General features: G+C 56.5%; 18 protein-coding genes. 3 read left to right on the top strand and 15 right to left on the bottom strand.

The features are described 5' to 3' along the window. Positions 1-92: 92 nt before the first annotated feature. The 13 genes from J4862_RS06020 to J4862_RS05960 all read right to left on the bottom strand — a co-directional run bounded on the left by J4862_RS06020 (position 93) and on the right by J4862_RS05960 (position 9,925). The gene (locus tag J4862_RS06020) at positions 93-620 is read right to left on the bottom strand and encodes a hypothetical protein (RefSeq protein WP_211788223.1); all 528 of its coding nucleotides are present in this window, start codon (positions 618-620) and stop codon (positions 93-95) included. Positions 621-678: 58 nt separating this feature from the next. Beyond that, positions 679-1,047: a hypothetical protein gene (locus tag J4862_RS06015; RefSeq protein WP_211788222.1), complete on the bottom strand. Its 369-nt coding sequence runs from the start codon at positions 1,045-1,047 to the stop codon at positions 679-681. Between the two features lie 3 nt (positions 1,048-1,050). Continuing rightward, complete coding sequence (locus J4862_RS06010; protein WP_211788221.1) at positions 1,051-1,422, bottom strand: DUF3310 domain-containing protein; 372 nt, start codon at positions 1,420-1,422, stop codon at positions 1,051-1,053. A 99-nt stretch (positions 1,423-1,521) separates the two neighbouring features. Next, entirely contained in the window at positions 1,522-1,908 is a 387-nt protein-coding gene (locus J4862_RS06005; protein ID WP_211788220.1) for a hypothetical protein, read from the bottom strand. A gap of 69 nt (positions 1,909-1,977) precedes the next feature. Then, on the bottom strand, positions 1,978-3,864 hold the full coding sequence (locus J4862_RS06000) for a bifunctional DNA primase/helicase (protein WP_211788219.1): 1,887 nt from the start codon (positions 3,862-3,864) through the stop codon (positions 1,978-1,980). A gap of 107 nt (positions 3,865-3,971) precedes the next feature. After that, positions 3,972-5,018, bottom strand: a complete 1,047-nt coding sequence (locus J4862_RS05995) for a DUF4373 domain-containing protein (protein WP_211788218.1) — start codon at positions 5,016-5,018, stop codon at positions 3,972-3,974. Positions 5,019-5,020: 2 nt separating this feature from the next. Next, positions 5,021-5,764, bottom strand: coding sequence for an MBL fold metallo-hydrolase (locus J4862_RS05990; RefSeq protein ID WP_211788217.1), 744 nt, complete (start codon positions 5,762-5,764; stop codon positions 5,021-5,023). Position 5,765: 1 nt separating this feature from the next. Further along, a complete protein-coding gene (locus J4862_RS05985; protein WP_211788216.1) occupies positions 5,766-6,689 on the bottom strand; it encodes a recombinase RecT in 924 nt (307 codons plus the stop codon). A gap of 8 nt (positions 6,690-6,697) precedes the next feature. Then, complete coding sequence (locus J4862_RS05980; RefSeq protein ID WP_211788215.1) at positions 6,698-8,695, bottom strand: hypothetical protein; 1,998 nt, start codon at positions 8,693-8,695, stop codon at positions 6,698-6,700. Between the two features lie 18 nt (positions 8,696-8,713). Next, positions 8,714-9,040 carry a hypothetical protein gene (locus J4862_RS05975; protein ID WP_211788214.1) on the bottom strand — a complete coding sequence of 109 codons (327 nt, stop codon included), beginning with the start codon at positions 9,038-9,040 and terminating at the stop codon, positions 8,714-8,716. A 21-nt stretch (positions 9,041-9,061) separates the two neighbouring features. Next, positions 9,062-9,343, bottom strand: a complete 282-nt coding sequence (locus J4862_RS05970) for a helix-turn-helix domain-containing protein (RefSeq protein ID WP_211788213.1) — start codon at positions 9,341-9,343, stop codon at positions 9,062-9,064. Positions 9,344-9,399: 56 nt separating this feature from the next. Further along, a complete protein-coding gene (locus J4862_RS05965; protein WP_211788212.1) occupies positions 9,400-9,654 on the bottom strand; it encodes a hypothetical protein in 255 nt (84 codons plus the stop codon). A gap of 34 nt (positions 9,655-9,688) precedes the next feature. Next, entirely contained in the window at positions 9,689-9,925 is a 237-nt protein-coding gene (locus J4862_RS05960; RefSeq protein WP_211788211.1) for a hypothetical protein, read from the bottom strand. Positions 9,926-10,277: 352 nt separating this feature from the next. Here J4862_RS05960 and J4862_RS05955 point away from each other — a divergent pair, with 352 nt between their 5' ends. The 3 genes from J4862_RS05955 (at position 10,278) to J4862_RS05945 (ending at position 12,344) form a co-directional block, all read left to right on the top strand. Further along, positions 10,278-10,892: a S24 family peptidase gene (locus J4862_RS05955; protein WP_211788210.1), complete on the top strand. Its 615-nt coding sequence runs from the start codon at positions 10,278-10,280 to the stop codon at positions 10,890-10,892. A gap of 17 nt (positions 10,893-10,909) precedes the next feature. Further along, the gene (locus tag J4862_RS05950) at positions 10,910-11,881 is read left to right on the top strand and encodes a P63C domain-containing protein (RefSeq protein WP_211788209.1); all 972 of its coding nucleotides are present in this window, start codon (positions 10,910-10,912) and stop codon (positions 11,879-11,881) included. Positions 11,882-11,951: 70 nt separating this feature from the next. Then, a complete protein-coding gene (locus J4862_RS05945; RefSeq protein WP_211788208.1) occupies positions 11,952-12,344 on the top strand; it encodes a hypothetical protein in 393 nt (130 codons plus the stop codon). Between the two features lie 72 nt (positions 12,345-12,416). Here J4862_RS05945 and J4862_RS05940 read toward each other — a convergent pair whose 3' ends face one another. Both J4862_RS05940 and mnmE read right to left on the bottom strand, forming a co-directional pair. Next, complete coding sequence (locus tag J4862_RS05940) at positions 12,417-13,562, bottom strand: site-specific integrase (protein WP_211788207.1); 1,146 nt, start codon at positions 13,560-13,562, stop codon at positions 12,417-12,419. Positions 13,563-13,746: 184 nt separating this feature from the next. Further along, positions 13,747-15,324: a tRNA uridine-5-carboxymethylaminomethyl(34) synthesis GTPase MnmE gene (gene mnmE, locus J4862_RS05935; protein WP_211788206.1), complete on the bottom strand. Its 1,578-nt coding sequence runs from the start codon at positions 15,322-15,324 to the stop codon at positions 13,747-13,749. Between the last annotated feature and the right edge of the window lie 35 nt (positions 15,325-15,359).

Raw genomic sequence — 15,359 nt, 5'->3', positions numbered from 1 at the left:
GCTGTAGCTGGGTATGACGGCGCCAAGGAGGATGAGGTTCGCCCAGGAGAGGTCGTAGAGGACGTAATCGATAGCGAAGTGGTAGGCCTTGGCTATGCCTCCGACGACCGCCCAAATACTGTCGTTTCGGTCTCCACCTCCCTCGTCGGTCGGAGAAGGTTCACCCCGATGAGGAAAGTGGTAATGCCGAAAAAATCAGCCAGCTGGAAGTCGCTAATCAGCTCCGTAAAGAGGCGGTACATATCTGCAGGGGACAGGTGAAGGAGGAGATGCTGGGCAAGTTCTCCCTTGAGGTCGATAGTCTCTGTTGAGGTCGATGAAACCAATCCGAATAGTTTCTTTTTGGTCGTCGTCCTCGTCTCTGTGATACCCTTTGCTCCGAGCATGAGGATGGCGAGGATTTCGCCCAGGGCGCGGCAGTCTCTGGCGATACGGAGGGTCTCCTCGGCGACGCGCTCGCTGTCTAGCGTTACCTGGGGAAGCGTAGCGATAGCTTCGGAAGCGAGGATGAGCGTAGCCGTTGTCGGAGGCGCCGCTAGGATAGTGCGCCCCCCGATGACTAGCTCTCGTGGGGTCTGTAGAATGGTGGAGGCGACACGTGCCTCGATGGGGTCAGTCATAGGATTGGGGTGCTTATTATTCTTCAAAGTTAATGAAACTGATTGGTTTTATTGTGGCTCATTCTTTACCCGCCGTAGCAATGGCTTGACGTATGAGCTCAAGAGTAGCGGAGGAGTGCAGCGTATCAGGTGTGACACGGAGCACACGCCATCCGAGGGCGGAGGCAGCGTTGTACTTCTCCATGTCCCCAAGGAAGCCCCTTGGGCGGATATGGCGACCGCCCGACCAGACGCCACCCTCAACTTCGATAGCGAGGCGATGGTCTGGTAGGGCGTAGTCGAATCGCCACTTGCGGACGGGGTGAAATCGGAACTCCTTCACGCACTCTGCCTTGAGATCGCTTCGGCAGAGTGCAGTGAAGAAGTCGGAGGCTGTGGTAGTAGCCTTTGCCTTGGATTTCGTCTTGGTTTTACTTTGGCGAGGCATGGGCTATTCTTCGTAGTGAAGAATGATGTCGTTGAGGATTTCCTCGGCGGTATCCCAGTCTGACCAAAGGACAGCGTCGAGTACAAAACAGAAGGCAGGTGGAACTCCATTCTCTCGGCAGAAGTCGCGGAAGATGCGCCCCGTCTCCCTCGTGCCGTAGGTGCACTCATCTGCGGGTCGTAACTCTCGGGCGAGCTGGCAGTAGTGGATCGCCTTCTTCAGGTCTTCATTGCCTCCCTTGTGTCTATACCGGCATAGGTACTTGAGGATGCTGCCCTGGAAGAAATTCATCTGGAGCTCTGCGATAAGGTGGATGGGCTGATAGGGCATTTGGAGGTAGTGTGTACCTCCGACTTGGGTGTCTGTAGCGTTCATTGTTGCGAAAGGTAGATGGGGTTGAATATGGGTGGGGTGAGCGTGCTTCTGAGGGCGTCATGGACCGAAGGGCATACCGTCCTCCCAGTTCGCCTCGGGCTAGAAGGGTAGGTCGGAGGCTACGCCTTCGGGAGAGGGCGCGAAGGCAGAGGCGTCGAGGGTTTCGGTGACGGACATAGTCTGTGGCTGGCGGACGATGGCGTGTAGACCGCCGAGGATGGGGAGGGCGCGGAGCTCGGCTTCGCTGAGTTTCTCCCGCTCCTCCTTGGGGATATCCGCCTTGATGCAGTGCGTGTCGCTGTATTTTGGCTCTTTAAGCTCTATAGCCGTTGCGGATAGGTAGCAGCCCTTCTCGCCAAGGAAGAGGGCGGGATCATCATCTACTGGGATGATGATGCAGCGCTTGGTCGAGGTGGCACCTTGGAGGTTGCGGACAAAGGCACCGCGGAGCTTAAGCAGGTCGATGCGGAGGGCGTAGTTGGTCATAAGTGGACTAGTTGCGTTAGAAGGGTGTGAGTGCTTGATCTTGTTGCTGTTAAATCTCTATGCGATTGACTAGAAAGGAAGCGGAGGGGCGTCCGTCACCGCTTCCGTGTGGGCGTAGGAGAGCGGGTCATTGGGGGTGATTTGGGCTTCTTGGATGTTGGGTGAAGGGAAGACTATCTGTGTGGCGTCCTTAGCTTCTTGGATGCGTAGGGCTTTCGCTTGGTCAAGGTGAGAGGCATTGTCCCACTGGGGGGCTTCGCCAGCGGAGAAGGGAGTGTAACGTCCGTTGTTGATGTTGTAGAGGAATGTGGCCGTACCGCATTCCCCGAGGTGTCGGAACTTGACCTTTTGGACGTGCACCTCGACGTTGCCGAGCTGCCTGTTACGATGTACGACAATGCCGAAGTCTGCCTTGTTGAAGAAGTTTGCCGAGCCGCTGATGTCGTAGAGCGTTGGGGCTTCGACTACTCCGTCCTTATTTTTTGGCTGCTTGGTAGGGTGCGCCATCAGGATGATGAGTAGGTCGTTTCGCTGGGCGAAGTTGGTCAGCTTGTCGAGGAGCTCGGAGATGTAGAGGGTCTCGGACTGTCGGGAGGACTGGTCGCTTTCGAGTCTGTTGTACGGGTCGATGACTAGAGCCTTGATGCCTTTGCGTCGGACGAGGGATTTAGCCTTGGCGAGAATGTTGTCGACCTTGAAGCTGTCGGATGGGGAGATGAAGAAGAAGTCCCGCTCGAGATGCTCCTTGACTCGCTTGTACTCGAGGTGTGAGAGGGTCTGCTGGGAGAAGCGCTTGCCGGTGAACTTCTCGATGAGCTTCGAGGCGTGGTAGGCCAGCGGGGCATTTTCGGGTGAGAAGTAAGCGAAGCGCCATCCGTAGCGGACGTTGAGGCGCTCGGCTATCTCGTCAATGAACTCAGACTTGCCGCTGCCTGGAATACCTGTGACGATGCAGAGGCGCTTCGTCTCGAAGGAGCAGAGGGCGTCGAAGTTGGGGTGTCCTATGGTGACGCCTCGTTGCCATCCGTTTTCGAAGAGCGCGTCGAGCGATCCTTCAAAGTCGCTCACGGTGAAGACGCCTTCGATTTTCATCTCAGGAGCATCGTAGAGGCACTTGAGGAGGGAGTCTTTGCCATATCGCTGGAGATGCTCGTTGGCATCCTTGCAGTCTGCTCCGTACTCGATGACTCGGCAGCGCTCTGGACCGAATCGACGTATGAGCTCATCACGTAGTACGACACCCTTAGTGTCGGTGTCGACGGCTATGTAGATGACCTCCTTGTCGTCGAAGTACTGCTCGAGGTAGTCATCGAGGTAGTCGAGATTAGCGTTTGCTCCGTTGGGGACGCTGACCACGTCGTGACGTCCGCACTCCCAGAAGGAGAGAGCGTCCATCTCCCCCTCCGTGATGATGCACTCCTTCGTTCCTCCGATGGCGTTGATGTTGTAGGGGAGGAGTTCCGCACCGGACACAAGCTTGAAGCACTTATCCCCTGTTCGATACTTGACGTTGACCAGCGTCTCACCGCGGTAGTAATTGAACTGCACGGTGTTGGCTGGAGCGCCCTTTTGGGGCATGAACTCCAACCCCTCGGTAATACGCAGGTCGGTGAGCGTCTGAGGGGAGATGCCCCGGGATGCGAACCAAGCGAGCGCCTTGTCGGAGAGGGCGTGCTTCTGTACCTCTGGGCGCTTCGGAGTTTCGGGGAGTCGGTAGACCTTGGCCTGCTTACGGATGGGGGCATGGTTGTGCCAAGGCTCGGGGTCTTTGGTCTTGATTGTCCCGGACCAGCCGCAGTAGTGACAGTGCCATATACCCTCGTCGAGGTTTACCGATAGGCTCTTGTCACGCTTGTCGCGTCGCTTGTCGTGGCACTGCGGGCAGATAGTCTTGGCCTTACCTGAGGTCTTGCCGTAGGGTATCTGGATGTCGAAGTCGGAATAGCTCTTGCTCATAATCGCTCTCTAGCGGCTTAAAAATATCGGGGTGGGACAAGTGTATTGTTTTGCTATTTGAGGCCGCTGAAGAGGCTGCTAGGGGCTAATTTTGGGTATCCTGCTAGCTAGATGAACATCCAACGTAGAGCATTAGCGTCCCATTGGTGCCGTGCGGAGGGTCTCGGAGGGGCGTCAGGGGGCACGGTAGCTACGCCTGTGCCGTAGGTGCGTCGTCCGTCGGTCTCGATGCGCTCATCCGCTCCGAGAGTAATGCCTGGGTGGGTGGCCTGGGAGCGGATGCCTCGCTTGTCGTCGTAGTTACCCTCGAGGACTTTGGCGATGTTCTCGGAGGAGTGGAAGAGCCAGTCGATGGTGATAGTCCAGTTGCGGTCGTTGTCGCCGAGGAGGAAGCGCGAAGCGCGCACCTTGTCGAAGAGCGCCTGCACCTGCTGAAGTGCCTCGTCTGAATCGGAGGAGAGCTCCGCGAGACGTGCCGAGATCTGCTGGCGTCTTCCCTCGGAGAGTACCGCCACCTTCGGGAGGAGGTCGCCTAGGGTCGAGTTCCAAAGCGAAACGACCGCCTCCGACTTTTTGGAGAGCTTGTCTCTCTTTTTTTCTCCTTCTACTTCTCCTTCTACTTCTCCTTCTACTTCTCCTTCTACTTCTCCTTCTACTTCTCCTTCTACTTCTCCTTCTACTTCTTTGTATTTTCCTGCTACGCTTTTTTGTACTGTAGTATTACCGCTGTATTCTTTTTCTTCTTTGTTTGATACTGTAGTATTTCTGTTGCGTTGCCATCGTGCGTTAATCTTTTTTCTTGCGATTTCCGATTTCCTCTCCCTGCTTTCGATGATCGCTTCAAATCGAGCGATGAGCGAGGGGCTATAAAGGCGCATGTCGGAGACCTTCAAAAGACCGAGCTTCTGGCAGTAGGCGACGATGTCGTCAAGTTCTTCGATGGTTACGTCAAAGTCGCCCGCGATAAGCTCCTTTGTGAGGGTGTTGTACTCAATCTGAAAGCCGTCAGCGTCGGTCAGAACCTCTAGGAAGTAGCACCAGACAGCATAGCCTAGGTGAGAGAAGCGACGACGTAGCGCACGCACCTTGATGTTATTGCGCATGTCGGAGTCGTGCTTGAAGAAGTCGGCGTTGGTCTTTTTTCCACTTGCCATAGCTAGAAGGGGACTTTATCGAGATTGATTTGGAGGCGCGGTGAGGCCACGGCGGTTGGTAGGCCTGTGGCGTCGTGGATGGTGCGGAGGCAGAGGCTTTCGTCAGCGTTGCCTTCGGAGAGGTGTAGGAGGACGACCTGCCGAGCGGAGCGGAGGTCGTGACGGAGGAGGGTTGTTTGGCAGGCGTCGAGGCTCATATGGCTACGCAGCGTGCGCTTGTACTGTGCTGGGTGCAGCGCCCCCGAGACGAGGCGCTCCTCTATGAGCTCCTGAGAGTAGTTGCACTCGATCATCCAGTGGGTGACCTTCGGGAGGCGGAAGCTCAAGAGGTAGCTGTCGGTGATGAAGGCTAGTCGTCCCATCTCGTGGTGCTCGACGAGATACCCGAGCGGCTCGCGGGCGTCGTGCTGGACAGAGAAGGGTAGGACGGAGAAGCTGCCGACCTGTACCGTCTGCTTGCTGGTCAATGGGTGGAGCATTGGGTCATCCTGTATGCCGAGGGCTTCCGCCGTGCCGTGGGAGCAATAGAGGGGGATCCTGCGACTGGTGACCCAGCGCACCTCTCGGGCGTGGTCTCCGTGCTCGTGGGAGAGGAGACAGCCCGAGAGGCTTGCGAGGTCGAAGTCCATGGCGCGCAGCAGCTCGGTGCGCTTAACGCCGCACTCGAGGAGTAGACGCTCGCCATTGTTGGCGGTCAGGAGGTAGGCATTGCCCGCGCTGCTGGAGCCAAGGACTAGAAGAGTCATCTTAGAAGGGTGCTTGTGGCGCTGGTGCGGCTTCGACTGGTTCAGCTGGCGCGCTCTTGATCTCGCCTGTTTCGAAGTCTATCTCCTCCGTGGCCGTCACGTCTTCTACTTCGTCCGCTACGGAGTTTGCGACGTCTTCCACAGAGAACTCTTCGTGGTCTACGTAGTGCGCTTCGCCTCGCTCATCGATGACGGCTTGGTCGCTCTTGACAGCATTCTGCATCTCGACCGATAGGGGGGCGTACTTGCTGAGCAGCAGCTTGAGGACGGTCTTCTTCGCCATAGCGTCAAAGTCGGTTGTCCACTTGCTGGCGGCCTTTACCCAAGCCTTCGTACTCTTGTAGGTCTCAGAGTATCGGAGGGCGTGGGCCTCGACTTCATCTCGGGTCATGTACAGACTCTTGGCGAATCCGTTGGTCAGTCGGAAGTAAGCGACGTAACCTACAACGGGGAGCGCCTCTCGGTTAGGCTTGGCGACAAAGCGAGTCTCCCCCGTGAGGAGGTCGAAGTCCTGGAGCTCGCCCTCGCGTACCTCGGTGACGTTGATCGCTTGGAACTGCCCACTTCGGATAGCGAGCTGCACGAAGCCCTTGTAGCCTAGCTGGAACTGCGCCTGTGCTGGGGCATTCTTTCGATTGTAGGGGATGACGTAGGCGAAGCCGAGGTTAGGATCGAGCGGCAGGTCGAGTGCGGTCGCCTTAATCCCTGCGTAGATGATGGAAAGCGGGTCGCAGGCTTGCAGCCCCGTGCTGTTGGCTACCAGCGCCGTGATATTATTTACGAAGGAGGACTTCTTCTCCGAGAGCACCTGCTGGAGGTAGTCCTGGGTGCGTTGGTCAGCGATGGTTCTGTTGAAGCTCTTGAGTGTGTTCGCTTGGGGCTGGGCTACCGCGGGTGCGGCAGCGGATGGGATGGTTGGTGTCATTGTTGTTCCTAGTTATTATGGGTGACTATTAGCTCTGTGTCGTCGGAGACACGGAGGTTGATGATTTGCATAGGTAGATCTTCGGGGATGTGCTGCACACTCTCCCGCTCGTCAATGAATACGGGTGCGGTGATCTGTCGCTTATCTGAGAGCGTACGGATAATCTCTAGCCCAGCATTAACACGGCTAGCTGTGTTAGCTACTTGGATAGGGACTCCATCGACAAGAGGCACACACACCTCTATAGGGGAGGTACGATCTCTATCGTCGTTGGTGTAGGCAAACAGTTGGAATGTGACGCCTCGGAAGAGCTGGTTGATAGCCTCCTCGCTAACCTCTACTTGGCGGAGACTTAGGCTCGTAGCCTGAAACTCCTCCCTCTCAGTGTCCGCTATTTGTTGGCTAAGCTCTACACCCCTCTCGCTTAGATCTTGTTTGCGCTGGATGTATTCCGCACGCTTACGTTGCTCCTCAAGGGCTAGTGCTATCTCCACCCGTCTATCACTGAGCTTCTTTCGTTCGGCTTGGTAAGCCTTCGTACTGTCAGTGGTTATCTGTGCGCTGTTCGCTTCGATTGCGGCGGAGAGGAAAGCTATCCTAGCCTCCTTCTCTTGGTAGGCAGGGATATACTTGGGATCTATTGGCTTAGTATCCTCTGGTGCTGGGAGGTTGGAGAGCTGGTATCGTAGCTTCTTTTCATCATCCTTTAGCTGGATGGTTCGCTGGGTGGTCTCGCTTATGGCTTTCATCAGCTCCTGGATGGATTGCGCTGTTCGCTCCTTCTTTTCCTTGAGTCGGGAGGCTTCAAGTCCAATACCCTTTAGTCGATCTTCTTTGGCACTCTCCCAGATCCCTAGAGCCTCATTGACCTGCTCCTCAGGTAGAGGTTGCCCACAGTGAGGACAGGTCGTATCGCCGTTATAGGTAGTACTCTTCTCCACTACCCATTTCTCCCGAAGAGCGTCAATCTGTCGGTCTAGCTTCTCGGCTTCATCCTCGTAGGTCTTATGTTTTTTCGCCAGAGACTGTCTCTTATCGGCAAGACTCTTAGTTTCATCCTCTAGCTCTTTGATCCGTCTGCTAAGGTCTCTGCGCTCAGCGTTGGCCTTGTAGTTCAGCTCATCGACACGAGTCCTCTCCTCTTCGATAATCTGGCGCTGGCCACGGCGGAGATCTGCTATTTCTTTTTCAAGTTTAGCCTGCTCGTCTCCACGCTGTCGCTCTAGCTCTGCATGAGAGGATAGCGCCTTGTCTATTTCAGCCTCGCGAGCCTCAATGTCTTTTAGCTCCTGCTCTAGTAGAGCGGTATCTGCCGTTGCAGGCATTAAGACGGTGAGTTGGTCAATTTTTGGCTGGATGGTAGCAAGCTCTTCCTTTAATCGCTTTTTGCGTGCGGATAGCTCCTTGCGGAAGTCGGATAGGCTCTTGCCAGAGAGACGATCAAGGAGAGCCTTCCACTCGGGAGATCCTTGAGCGATCTCCTCGATAGAGGGGGTGCTCGCTAGGTCAAAGAGGATGCCTCGCTGATCCTTCCATGCGAGGGAAGCGAAGTAAGCGGGATTGGTTAACAGCTTGAAGGTCGTCTCATCGATAAGCGAAGCAACACGCTTGCTATACTCGGTGACATTAACTGGCACATCATCCCACCAGCAGTCGGTGTGGTGTCCGCGGAAGACCTCTTCAGCCTGTCCTCGTGGCTTGATCCAGTCCTCGACGAAGGCTCGGCGTAGCTTCACCTCCCTGCCGTCCACTTCTAGGACTGCGGATACCTCGCAGGGAGCTTTGTCGGTGGTCTTGCCGTTAGCATCACGGCTCTTAATGTCCTCGTCCTTACGTCCCTCTCGGTCTTTGCCGAAGAGGCACCAAAGGAAGGCGTCGAAGTGGCGGGACTTGCCTAAGCCGTTAGCGCCAGAGATGGTGGTCTCGTGGGCGGAGAAGTTCGTGAGGCGCTCTTTCTCGCCTCGCCAGCCAAGGAGGTAGAGTGAGCGTAGGGTGATACGTTTCATTGTTCTCGTGTGATGGGGTTAATTGGCGAGGTGACTATGGATGAAGGGCTGCTCGACTTGGTCACTATCGTCTTGTAGGATGGCCATGGCTACTTCCATATCCTCACGGGGCGCGTTATCAATGAGGCGCTGTAGTACTTGTGGCGTGACACGCTTAAGCACATTGATCAGGCCAACGAAGGTGCGCAGGTCGTGCCCCTCGGGTGCGATGCTGACTAGATTCACCTGCTCGGTGTCTACATCAGCGACCAAGAGCAGGGCGTGCTTGGACTGCTTAAGGAGTTTGATCGCGAGCGCCCTGTCGTTCGTGCTGACGGCTGACTGGGTATCGATTTCTTGTCTCATTTTTTTCGGGGATTATTAGGGTCAGACTCGGTTTCGCGATTTGCGGCCAAGGACGGCGTAGGTCTCAGCTTCGCTTTCGATTTCGTCGGTGGTCTTGACTTTGCGGTCGAGCATCCAGCGCTCCAGCTCCTCGCGGTGGAAGTAGAGCTTGTTGCCCCTCTTGTAGTGGGGAATTCGCTTCTCGCAGGTGAGACGATGAATCCGATTCAGGGAGTAGCCAGTGAAGAGTGCGGCTTCAGGGGCGTCATAGATGCTCTTGGCGGAGAGGAGCGTGAGGGCTTCGATGCGGTCGAGGCGCTCCATGATAGTCGTGTTTGTTACTGCCTGGTCCATAGCTTCGTTGGCGTAGGGTGAGGTGGTTAGCGCTTGCTGTTTGGCTGGTCGATGAGCAGGCCAAGTCGCCAAGCGGCGAGGGCTCCAGCCAGCAGCAGTGCGAGACCTAGGCCTTTGATGGCGAGCCACTGCCACATCGTTAGAGGCGTCTCGCTAGGGGCTTCATCTCCCATCAAGAGGAGCATGCCAAGCCCCATAGACAGCGAGGCCGTGAGGGCTGGGAGGCCTCGCAGGAAGCGTCTCAAGAGGAGCGCTAGGAGGGTGGATGTCGTGACGTACATAGCTGTATCGTATATACCTGTGAATAGTGGAGGACTACTTGCCCTTGGCCTTACTCTTTTTGTCTTGAGGCTTGCCGTGCTTCAGCTCCCAGCGTGTGCGGATTCGGTAGAAGGCGTTGTCGCTGTGGAGGCCATACTTCGGCTTGAGGATGTCGAGCACACTGCGCAGTGTCGTGTACTGCTTGCTCATCTTGTAGTAGTCGCTCATAAGAGCGGCGTCTCGCTCGTACTTCTCCCGCTGGTAGGGGCTCAGTGATTGAATACTAGTCATACTTCGTACTTCTTTTGTTACCTTTGTTCGTCGCCGAGATTGTATTTCGCGTGGTTACCTCGGTTGTCTCATTGCAAAGGTAATGCATTTTGTTTTACTTATGCAAATCATTTTGTATTGTTTTCTGGAAGCTAAAGGGATTTCGCGTATGGACAATGCTAATAGGCAGGGACTTAGATCCCTATTCGAGGATCTAAAAAAGTTGGGAAAGGCTCATAATCAGACACACTTTGCCTCACTGATAGGGGAGCAAAGCAGGGGAAATCTATCGAACTACCTCAATGGAGTCAAGCCTCTAGGGGATGCCCTAGCAAAACAATATGCATTACACATACATACTAAGCTCCCCGAGGTGTCTCACCCTTGGGTGGACCAGCTGCTCCTCAGCGGCCAGCCGACGCCTGTGCCCGCCCGACAGCCTAAGTCGGCGGAGGCCTACCTAGAGGAGCTTGAGGGGAAGAAAGACGCGACAGCTCTTTCAGCGGTTGGGCAGCGCACTGGCGAGCGCGGGAGTGAGGAGGATGAAGACGGGAACTGGGCGAAGGTCAAGGAAACCCCAGGTGAGGGACAGCCCTACTACGATGTAGATTTCTTGGGCGGCTACGGAGAGTTCGTGGACCATCCCGAAGACGCGCGCCCAGAGTACTTCATTGACTTCAAGCCCTACAATCGTAAGGGCGTCTTCTACGTAAATCTGCGCGGCGACAGCATGGCTCCCGAGTTCAATGGAGGGGACCTGCTTGCGCTTCGCCCCGTGGAGGGCTGGTGGGACTACCTGCTCCTAGGTAAGGTCTACGCTATAGTCACCAAGCAGGGGCAGCGCACGATCAAGCGCCTGCGTAAGGGACCAAGCTCAGAGGCCTACCAGCTAGAGCCCATCAACCCTGCCTATGACAAGCAGGATATCCCGAAGGACCAGATAGCCGCAGTATTCGAGGTCCTCGGTGGCATCCGCCACTACGAGTAACCTAAATCCTAGGAACAATGACGAAACTACGAGCCACACATGAAGGTGTATTGAGAATAGGAGATAAAGAGCTTCCTTGCGCTGTGCTAAGCGACGGGACGCGCGTTCTGACTGCTACCGCTGTCTTCCAAGCCTTTGATCGCCCACGAAGAGGTAAAGCAAATGGCAGAGCGGACCAGATGCCCAGCTTTATCAACGCAAATAACCTACAACCCTTTGTCAGTGAAGAGACTAAGGGGTGGACCAAAGTTATAGAGTATAAAGCCCTATCTGGAGGTACGCGCACAGGGTATGACGCACGTGTGCTTCGTGGACTCTGCAAGGTCTACATAGACGCCAAGCGTTCGGGTGTTCTTCAGGCATCGCAGGAGCGTTTGGCTATAATGTCGGAGGCTCTGCTCTTCGCCCTTGCTGACGTAGGGATCGCGGCTCTTGTCGACGAGGCTACTGGGTATCAATACAGTAGAGAGCGTGACGAGCTCCAGAAGCTCCTCAAAGCCTACGTTTCAGAAGCTCTTTTGCCTTGGCAAAAGCGATTCCCTGATACCTTCTATCAGCATCTATTCCGTCTCTACGGGTGGAGCTATACACTGGAGAGTATAAAGAAGAGGCCAGGGATTGTTGGGACATGGACTAATAAACTTATCTACGAGCAACTCCCCGAAGGTGTATTAGACGAGCTGAAGCGTGTAACCCCTAGGTCAGAGCGAGGCAATTCTACGCAGCGATACCACCAGCACCTTACGGAGGATATTGGTAACGTTCATCTTGCTGGTCAGATACAGCGCGTAATAGCTATCATGGAGGTATCCGATAACTGGGATGACTTTATCAATAAGTTCAATAAGTCCATCCAGTCGCAGGCTGATATGAAGAAGCTATCCTTGTCTGCTTCTTCCACCCAGCCCGAAGAGGCGAAGACTCCTGATGAAGATAAAGACGAGTATCAATTATGCTTATTCTCGGAGAGTGACTTTCTCGGGGAGTGACTATTGATCCACCAAGTAACTCATCGACCATTTTCGTGACCTCGCGAAAATGATATAAGCCATAGTATTTATGCAGCATCGTATCGCCCTCGTCGTCGCCTATGCCACGGGCGGACGACGGAAGGCCTTCGCGGAGAAGATGGGCTGGAAGTCCCAGTACCTAACCAAGCTTCTCAGGGGCGAGGCTATCGGGGTTAAGCCCCTCGTCTCCATCTTAGAGGCATTCCCTGAGATAAGCCCCCAATGGCTTCTCCTTGGTCAAGGGTCAATGCTCAAGGAGGAGCGTGTGTCCACCCTCCAGCGTGAGGTGAGAGCCAAGGCTGACGCCATTCTGGAGCTTGCTGGCTACTTGCCGAAGATGTCAGAGGCGGAAGTAGCTAGTTACGCGCAGGCTCTATCTACTATACAGGTGCCTACCTTCTCCGACGAAGACCGCCAGCGCTGGCAGGCCGTCACCAAGTAAATACCAAGATAAAGCAACGACGCCCGAGCCTATCTGTGTAGGTTCGGGCGTCGTTGCGTTTTAGAAAGGTTGCTATTCCTTGGGGCGGAGGATGGAGGGAATAGAGGCGACCGCCTCCTGCTTATTCTTGTCCATCACCTTAGCATAGACCTGCGTCGTCGAGAGGAAGCGGTGACCGAGGAGCTTGCTCACGGTGTAGATGTCCGTCCCAAGGTCGAGCATCATTGTAGCGAAGGTATGCCGTGCACAGTGGAAGGTAATATCCTTCTGTATGCCAGCCTTCAGCACCCAGAGGCGGATGGCTTGGTTGGTGCATCCTGCTGTGTGCAGGTCTGAGAAGACGTGCTCGGCTGGCTCCCCGCGCTCGCCCATGAGCTCCACCGCTTCGGGCGTGATGTCTAGATACTCCTGACCTCGTGTCTTTTTCTGTCGGAAGATGATGCGTGTGAAGTCCCCCTGTCGGTGAACGTCCCCCCACGTGAGACGCTCCACGTCACTGCGCCTTAAACCCGTGAGGCACGAGAAGAGGAATGCACGCTTGATGCTCGGGTAGGTGCAGTCTGTCTGTGCCAAGCGTTGCACCTCCTCGATCGTGAGGTACATACGTGTGCCCTCCTGCTCCTTGATGCTGTCTACTGCCTTGGCTGGGTTCGTGGCAATCAGCCCCTCCTCGTGAGCTTGTCGGAGGCACGCGCGGAGCTTGTTGAAGTACGACACCTGGCTATTGGTCGATAGAGGGCGGTTGCTGACCTGTCGTGTGTACTGGGCGGTGAAGGCTCGGGCGTCGCGCTTGAGGAACTCACGGAAACCTAGCACCCAATCAGGAGTGATCTCAGAAAGCGTGATCGCCTCACGCTTCTCATACGCTCTGAGGTGCTGGAGGGCGGATCGCCAGTTGCCCCAGTTTCCCTTGGTCTCTTCGCCTAGACGCTCCTCCACGAGGCGTTGGTAGTAGTCGAAGAAGCGCACCTTGGGGGAAGAGGACTTGAAGCCAAACTGCCCATTGCGCACTTCCACAAGTCGCTTTGCGCGTATGGCTTCGGCAAGCTGAAGGGTTTGACGGTTCTTCTCCTTGTCCGCCCTGCTGTTCTCGGGCTCAAGGTAGAGTCTTAGGTATTCATAGCTACGTACTCCATCCACGTAGATGTCGAGGTAGAGCGTTGTTCGCCCCGTCCGTGTTGTTCGCTGTCGAAGGCGTACCGGGTCTTTCGTTGCCATTTTGTTGCTCTTTTTGTTGTTCACGTCTGCGCGCAACAAAACTACAACAAATAAACGACAAGCGTAGCGCAATAAGGAGCAAGTCAAAAATAGATTTCACCCCTTGTAAACCCTTTGTCCAAAAGGGGTGTTGTTGCCTCCTTATGCTATCTATCTGCTGCCGATTGATTGGCTGAAATTGCCATTACTTGCCGATGCAGAAGTGGGCGAAGATGTGGTGGAGGACGGCGTCGCTGGTGATCTCGCCGCCAGTGACTTCGCCGAGGGCGCTGATCGCGAGGTGAAGATCGGGGGCTAGGAGGTCGGTCGGGAGGCCTTCGGCGAGGCCTTGACGAACGAGCGCAAGTTGGGCGGCGGCTTGCTTGAGCAGGGCATGGTGACGGGCGTTGCTTACCACGAGCGAAGAGGGACTTAGCTCGGGGAGGGCGAGGCGCGTGACCAGCGCCTTGCGGAGCTCGGGGAGCCCGCTGCCCATGCGCGCTGCTAGCGGGAGGATGGGGATATCGGCGCTGAGCTCGAGGAGCTGCGGCAGTTGGTCAAGGAGCTGCTCTAGTTCGGCTGGGTCGAGGAGGTCTACCTTATTCAGTAGGACGATGAGCCGTGCGGGGTCGAGGCGCTGGCGTAGCTGCTGCACCTCGGCAAGCTGGTCCGCTGGCTCTTGAGGCTCGGGGGCGTGGGGCTGCTGCAGTTCGCTGTGGCAGCCCTTATTGCTGGTTTCGGCGGTGGGCTTGAGCTGGTCCGCTCTGTCGCCTGGGGAGGCGGGGTGGGCGGAGGATAAGTGCTGGGAGACGGCAGGGGGGAGGGCTTGGAGCAGGCGGGAGGCGTCGAGGACGAGGAGGATGAGGCTGGCCTCGTCAATCCGGGCGTAGCTGCGCTCTATGCCGAGGGCTTCGATCTGGTCGGCCGTGTGGCGCAGCCCTGCGGTGTCGATGAAGCGGAAGAGCAGGCCATCGACGTTCATCACCTCCTCCACGGTGTCGCGCGTCGTGCCGTGGATGTCGCTGACGATGGCACGCTCCTCGCCGAGGAGGGCGTTGAGGAGGGTGCTCTTGCCCACGTTGGTTGCGCCAGCCAGCGCCACGGGAATACCCTTCTTGATGGCATTGCCGAGGCGGAAGCTCTCGACGAGGCTCTGGATCTTCGTCTCCAGCTCCTGGCTCAGGCTCAAGAGCTCGCTGCGATCGGCGAAGGTGACATCCTCCTCGCTGAAGTCCAGCTCGAGCTCCATCAAGGCCGTCAGCTGGATGAGGCGCTCGCGGAGCTGGGCGAACTCACGGCTGTAGCCGCCGCGCATCTGCGTGAGGGCCATGCGGTGCTGCGCGGCACTCTCCGAGGCGATGAGGTCGGCCACGGCCTCGGCGCGGCTGAGGTCCATCTTGCCGTTGAGGTAGGCGCGGCGGGTGTATTCGCCTGGCTCGGCCATGCGGCAGCCTTGGTCGGTCAGCGCCTCGAGGAGCGCCTGCTGTATGTAGAGGGAGCCGTGGCAAGCGATCTCCACCACGTCCTCACCCGTGTAGCTGTGCGGGGCGTAGAAGCAGGTGACCAGCACCTCGTCGAGGAACTTCCCCTCATGGACGATCCGGCCGAAGTAGGCACAGCGATCCTTCGCCCGCTCCAGAGTGGCGAGCTGGCGGCAGTGGAAGATCTGATCGACGATGCCGCGGGCTTCGCTGCCCGAGACGCGGATGAGGGCGACGCCGCCGACGCCAGGGGCGGTGGCTACGGCGCAGATCGTGTCGCTCATAAGGGGGGTATAGCTCATAGGGAGTGGGGAGGATAGAGGGGGAGAAGTAGAGG

Source organism: Porphyromonas sp. oral taxon 275, from assembly GCF_018127745.1.
In the GTDB taxonomy this organism is placed as follows: domain Bacteria; phylum Bacteroidota; class Bacteroidia; order Bacteroidales; family Porphyromonadaceae; genus Porphyromonas.
Note: the sequence above shows the minus strand (reverse complement) of the source record. Positions and strands in the feature narration are given on the sequence as shown.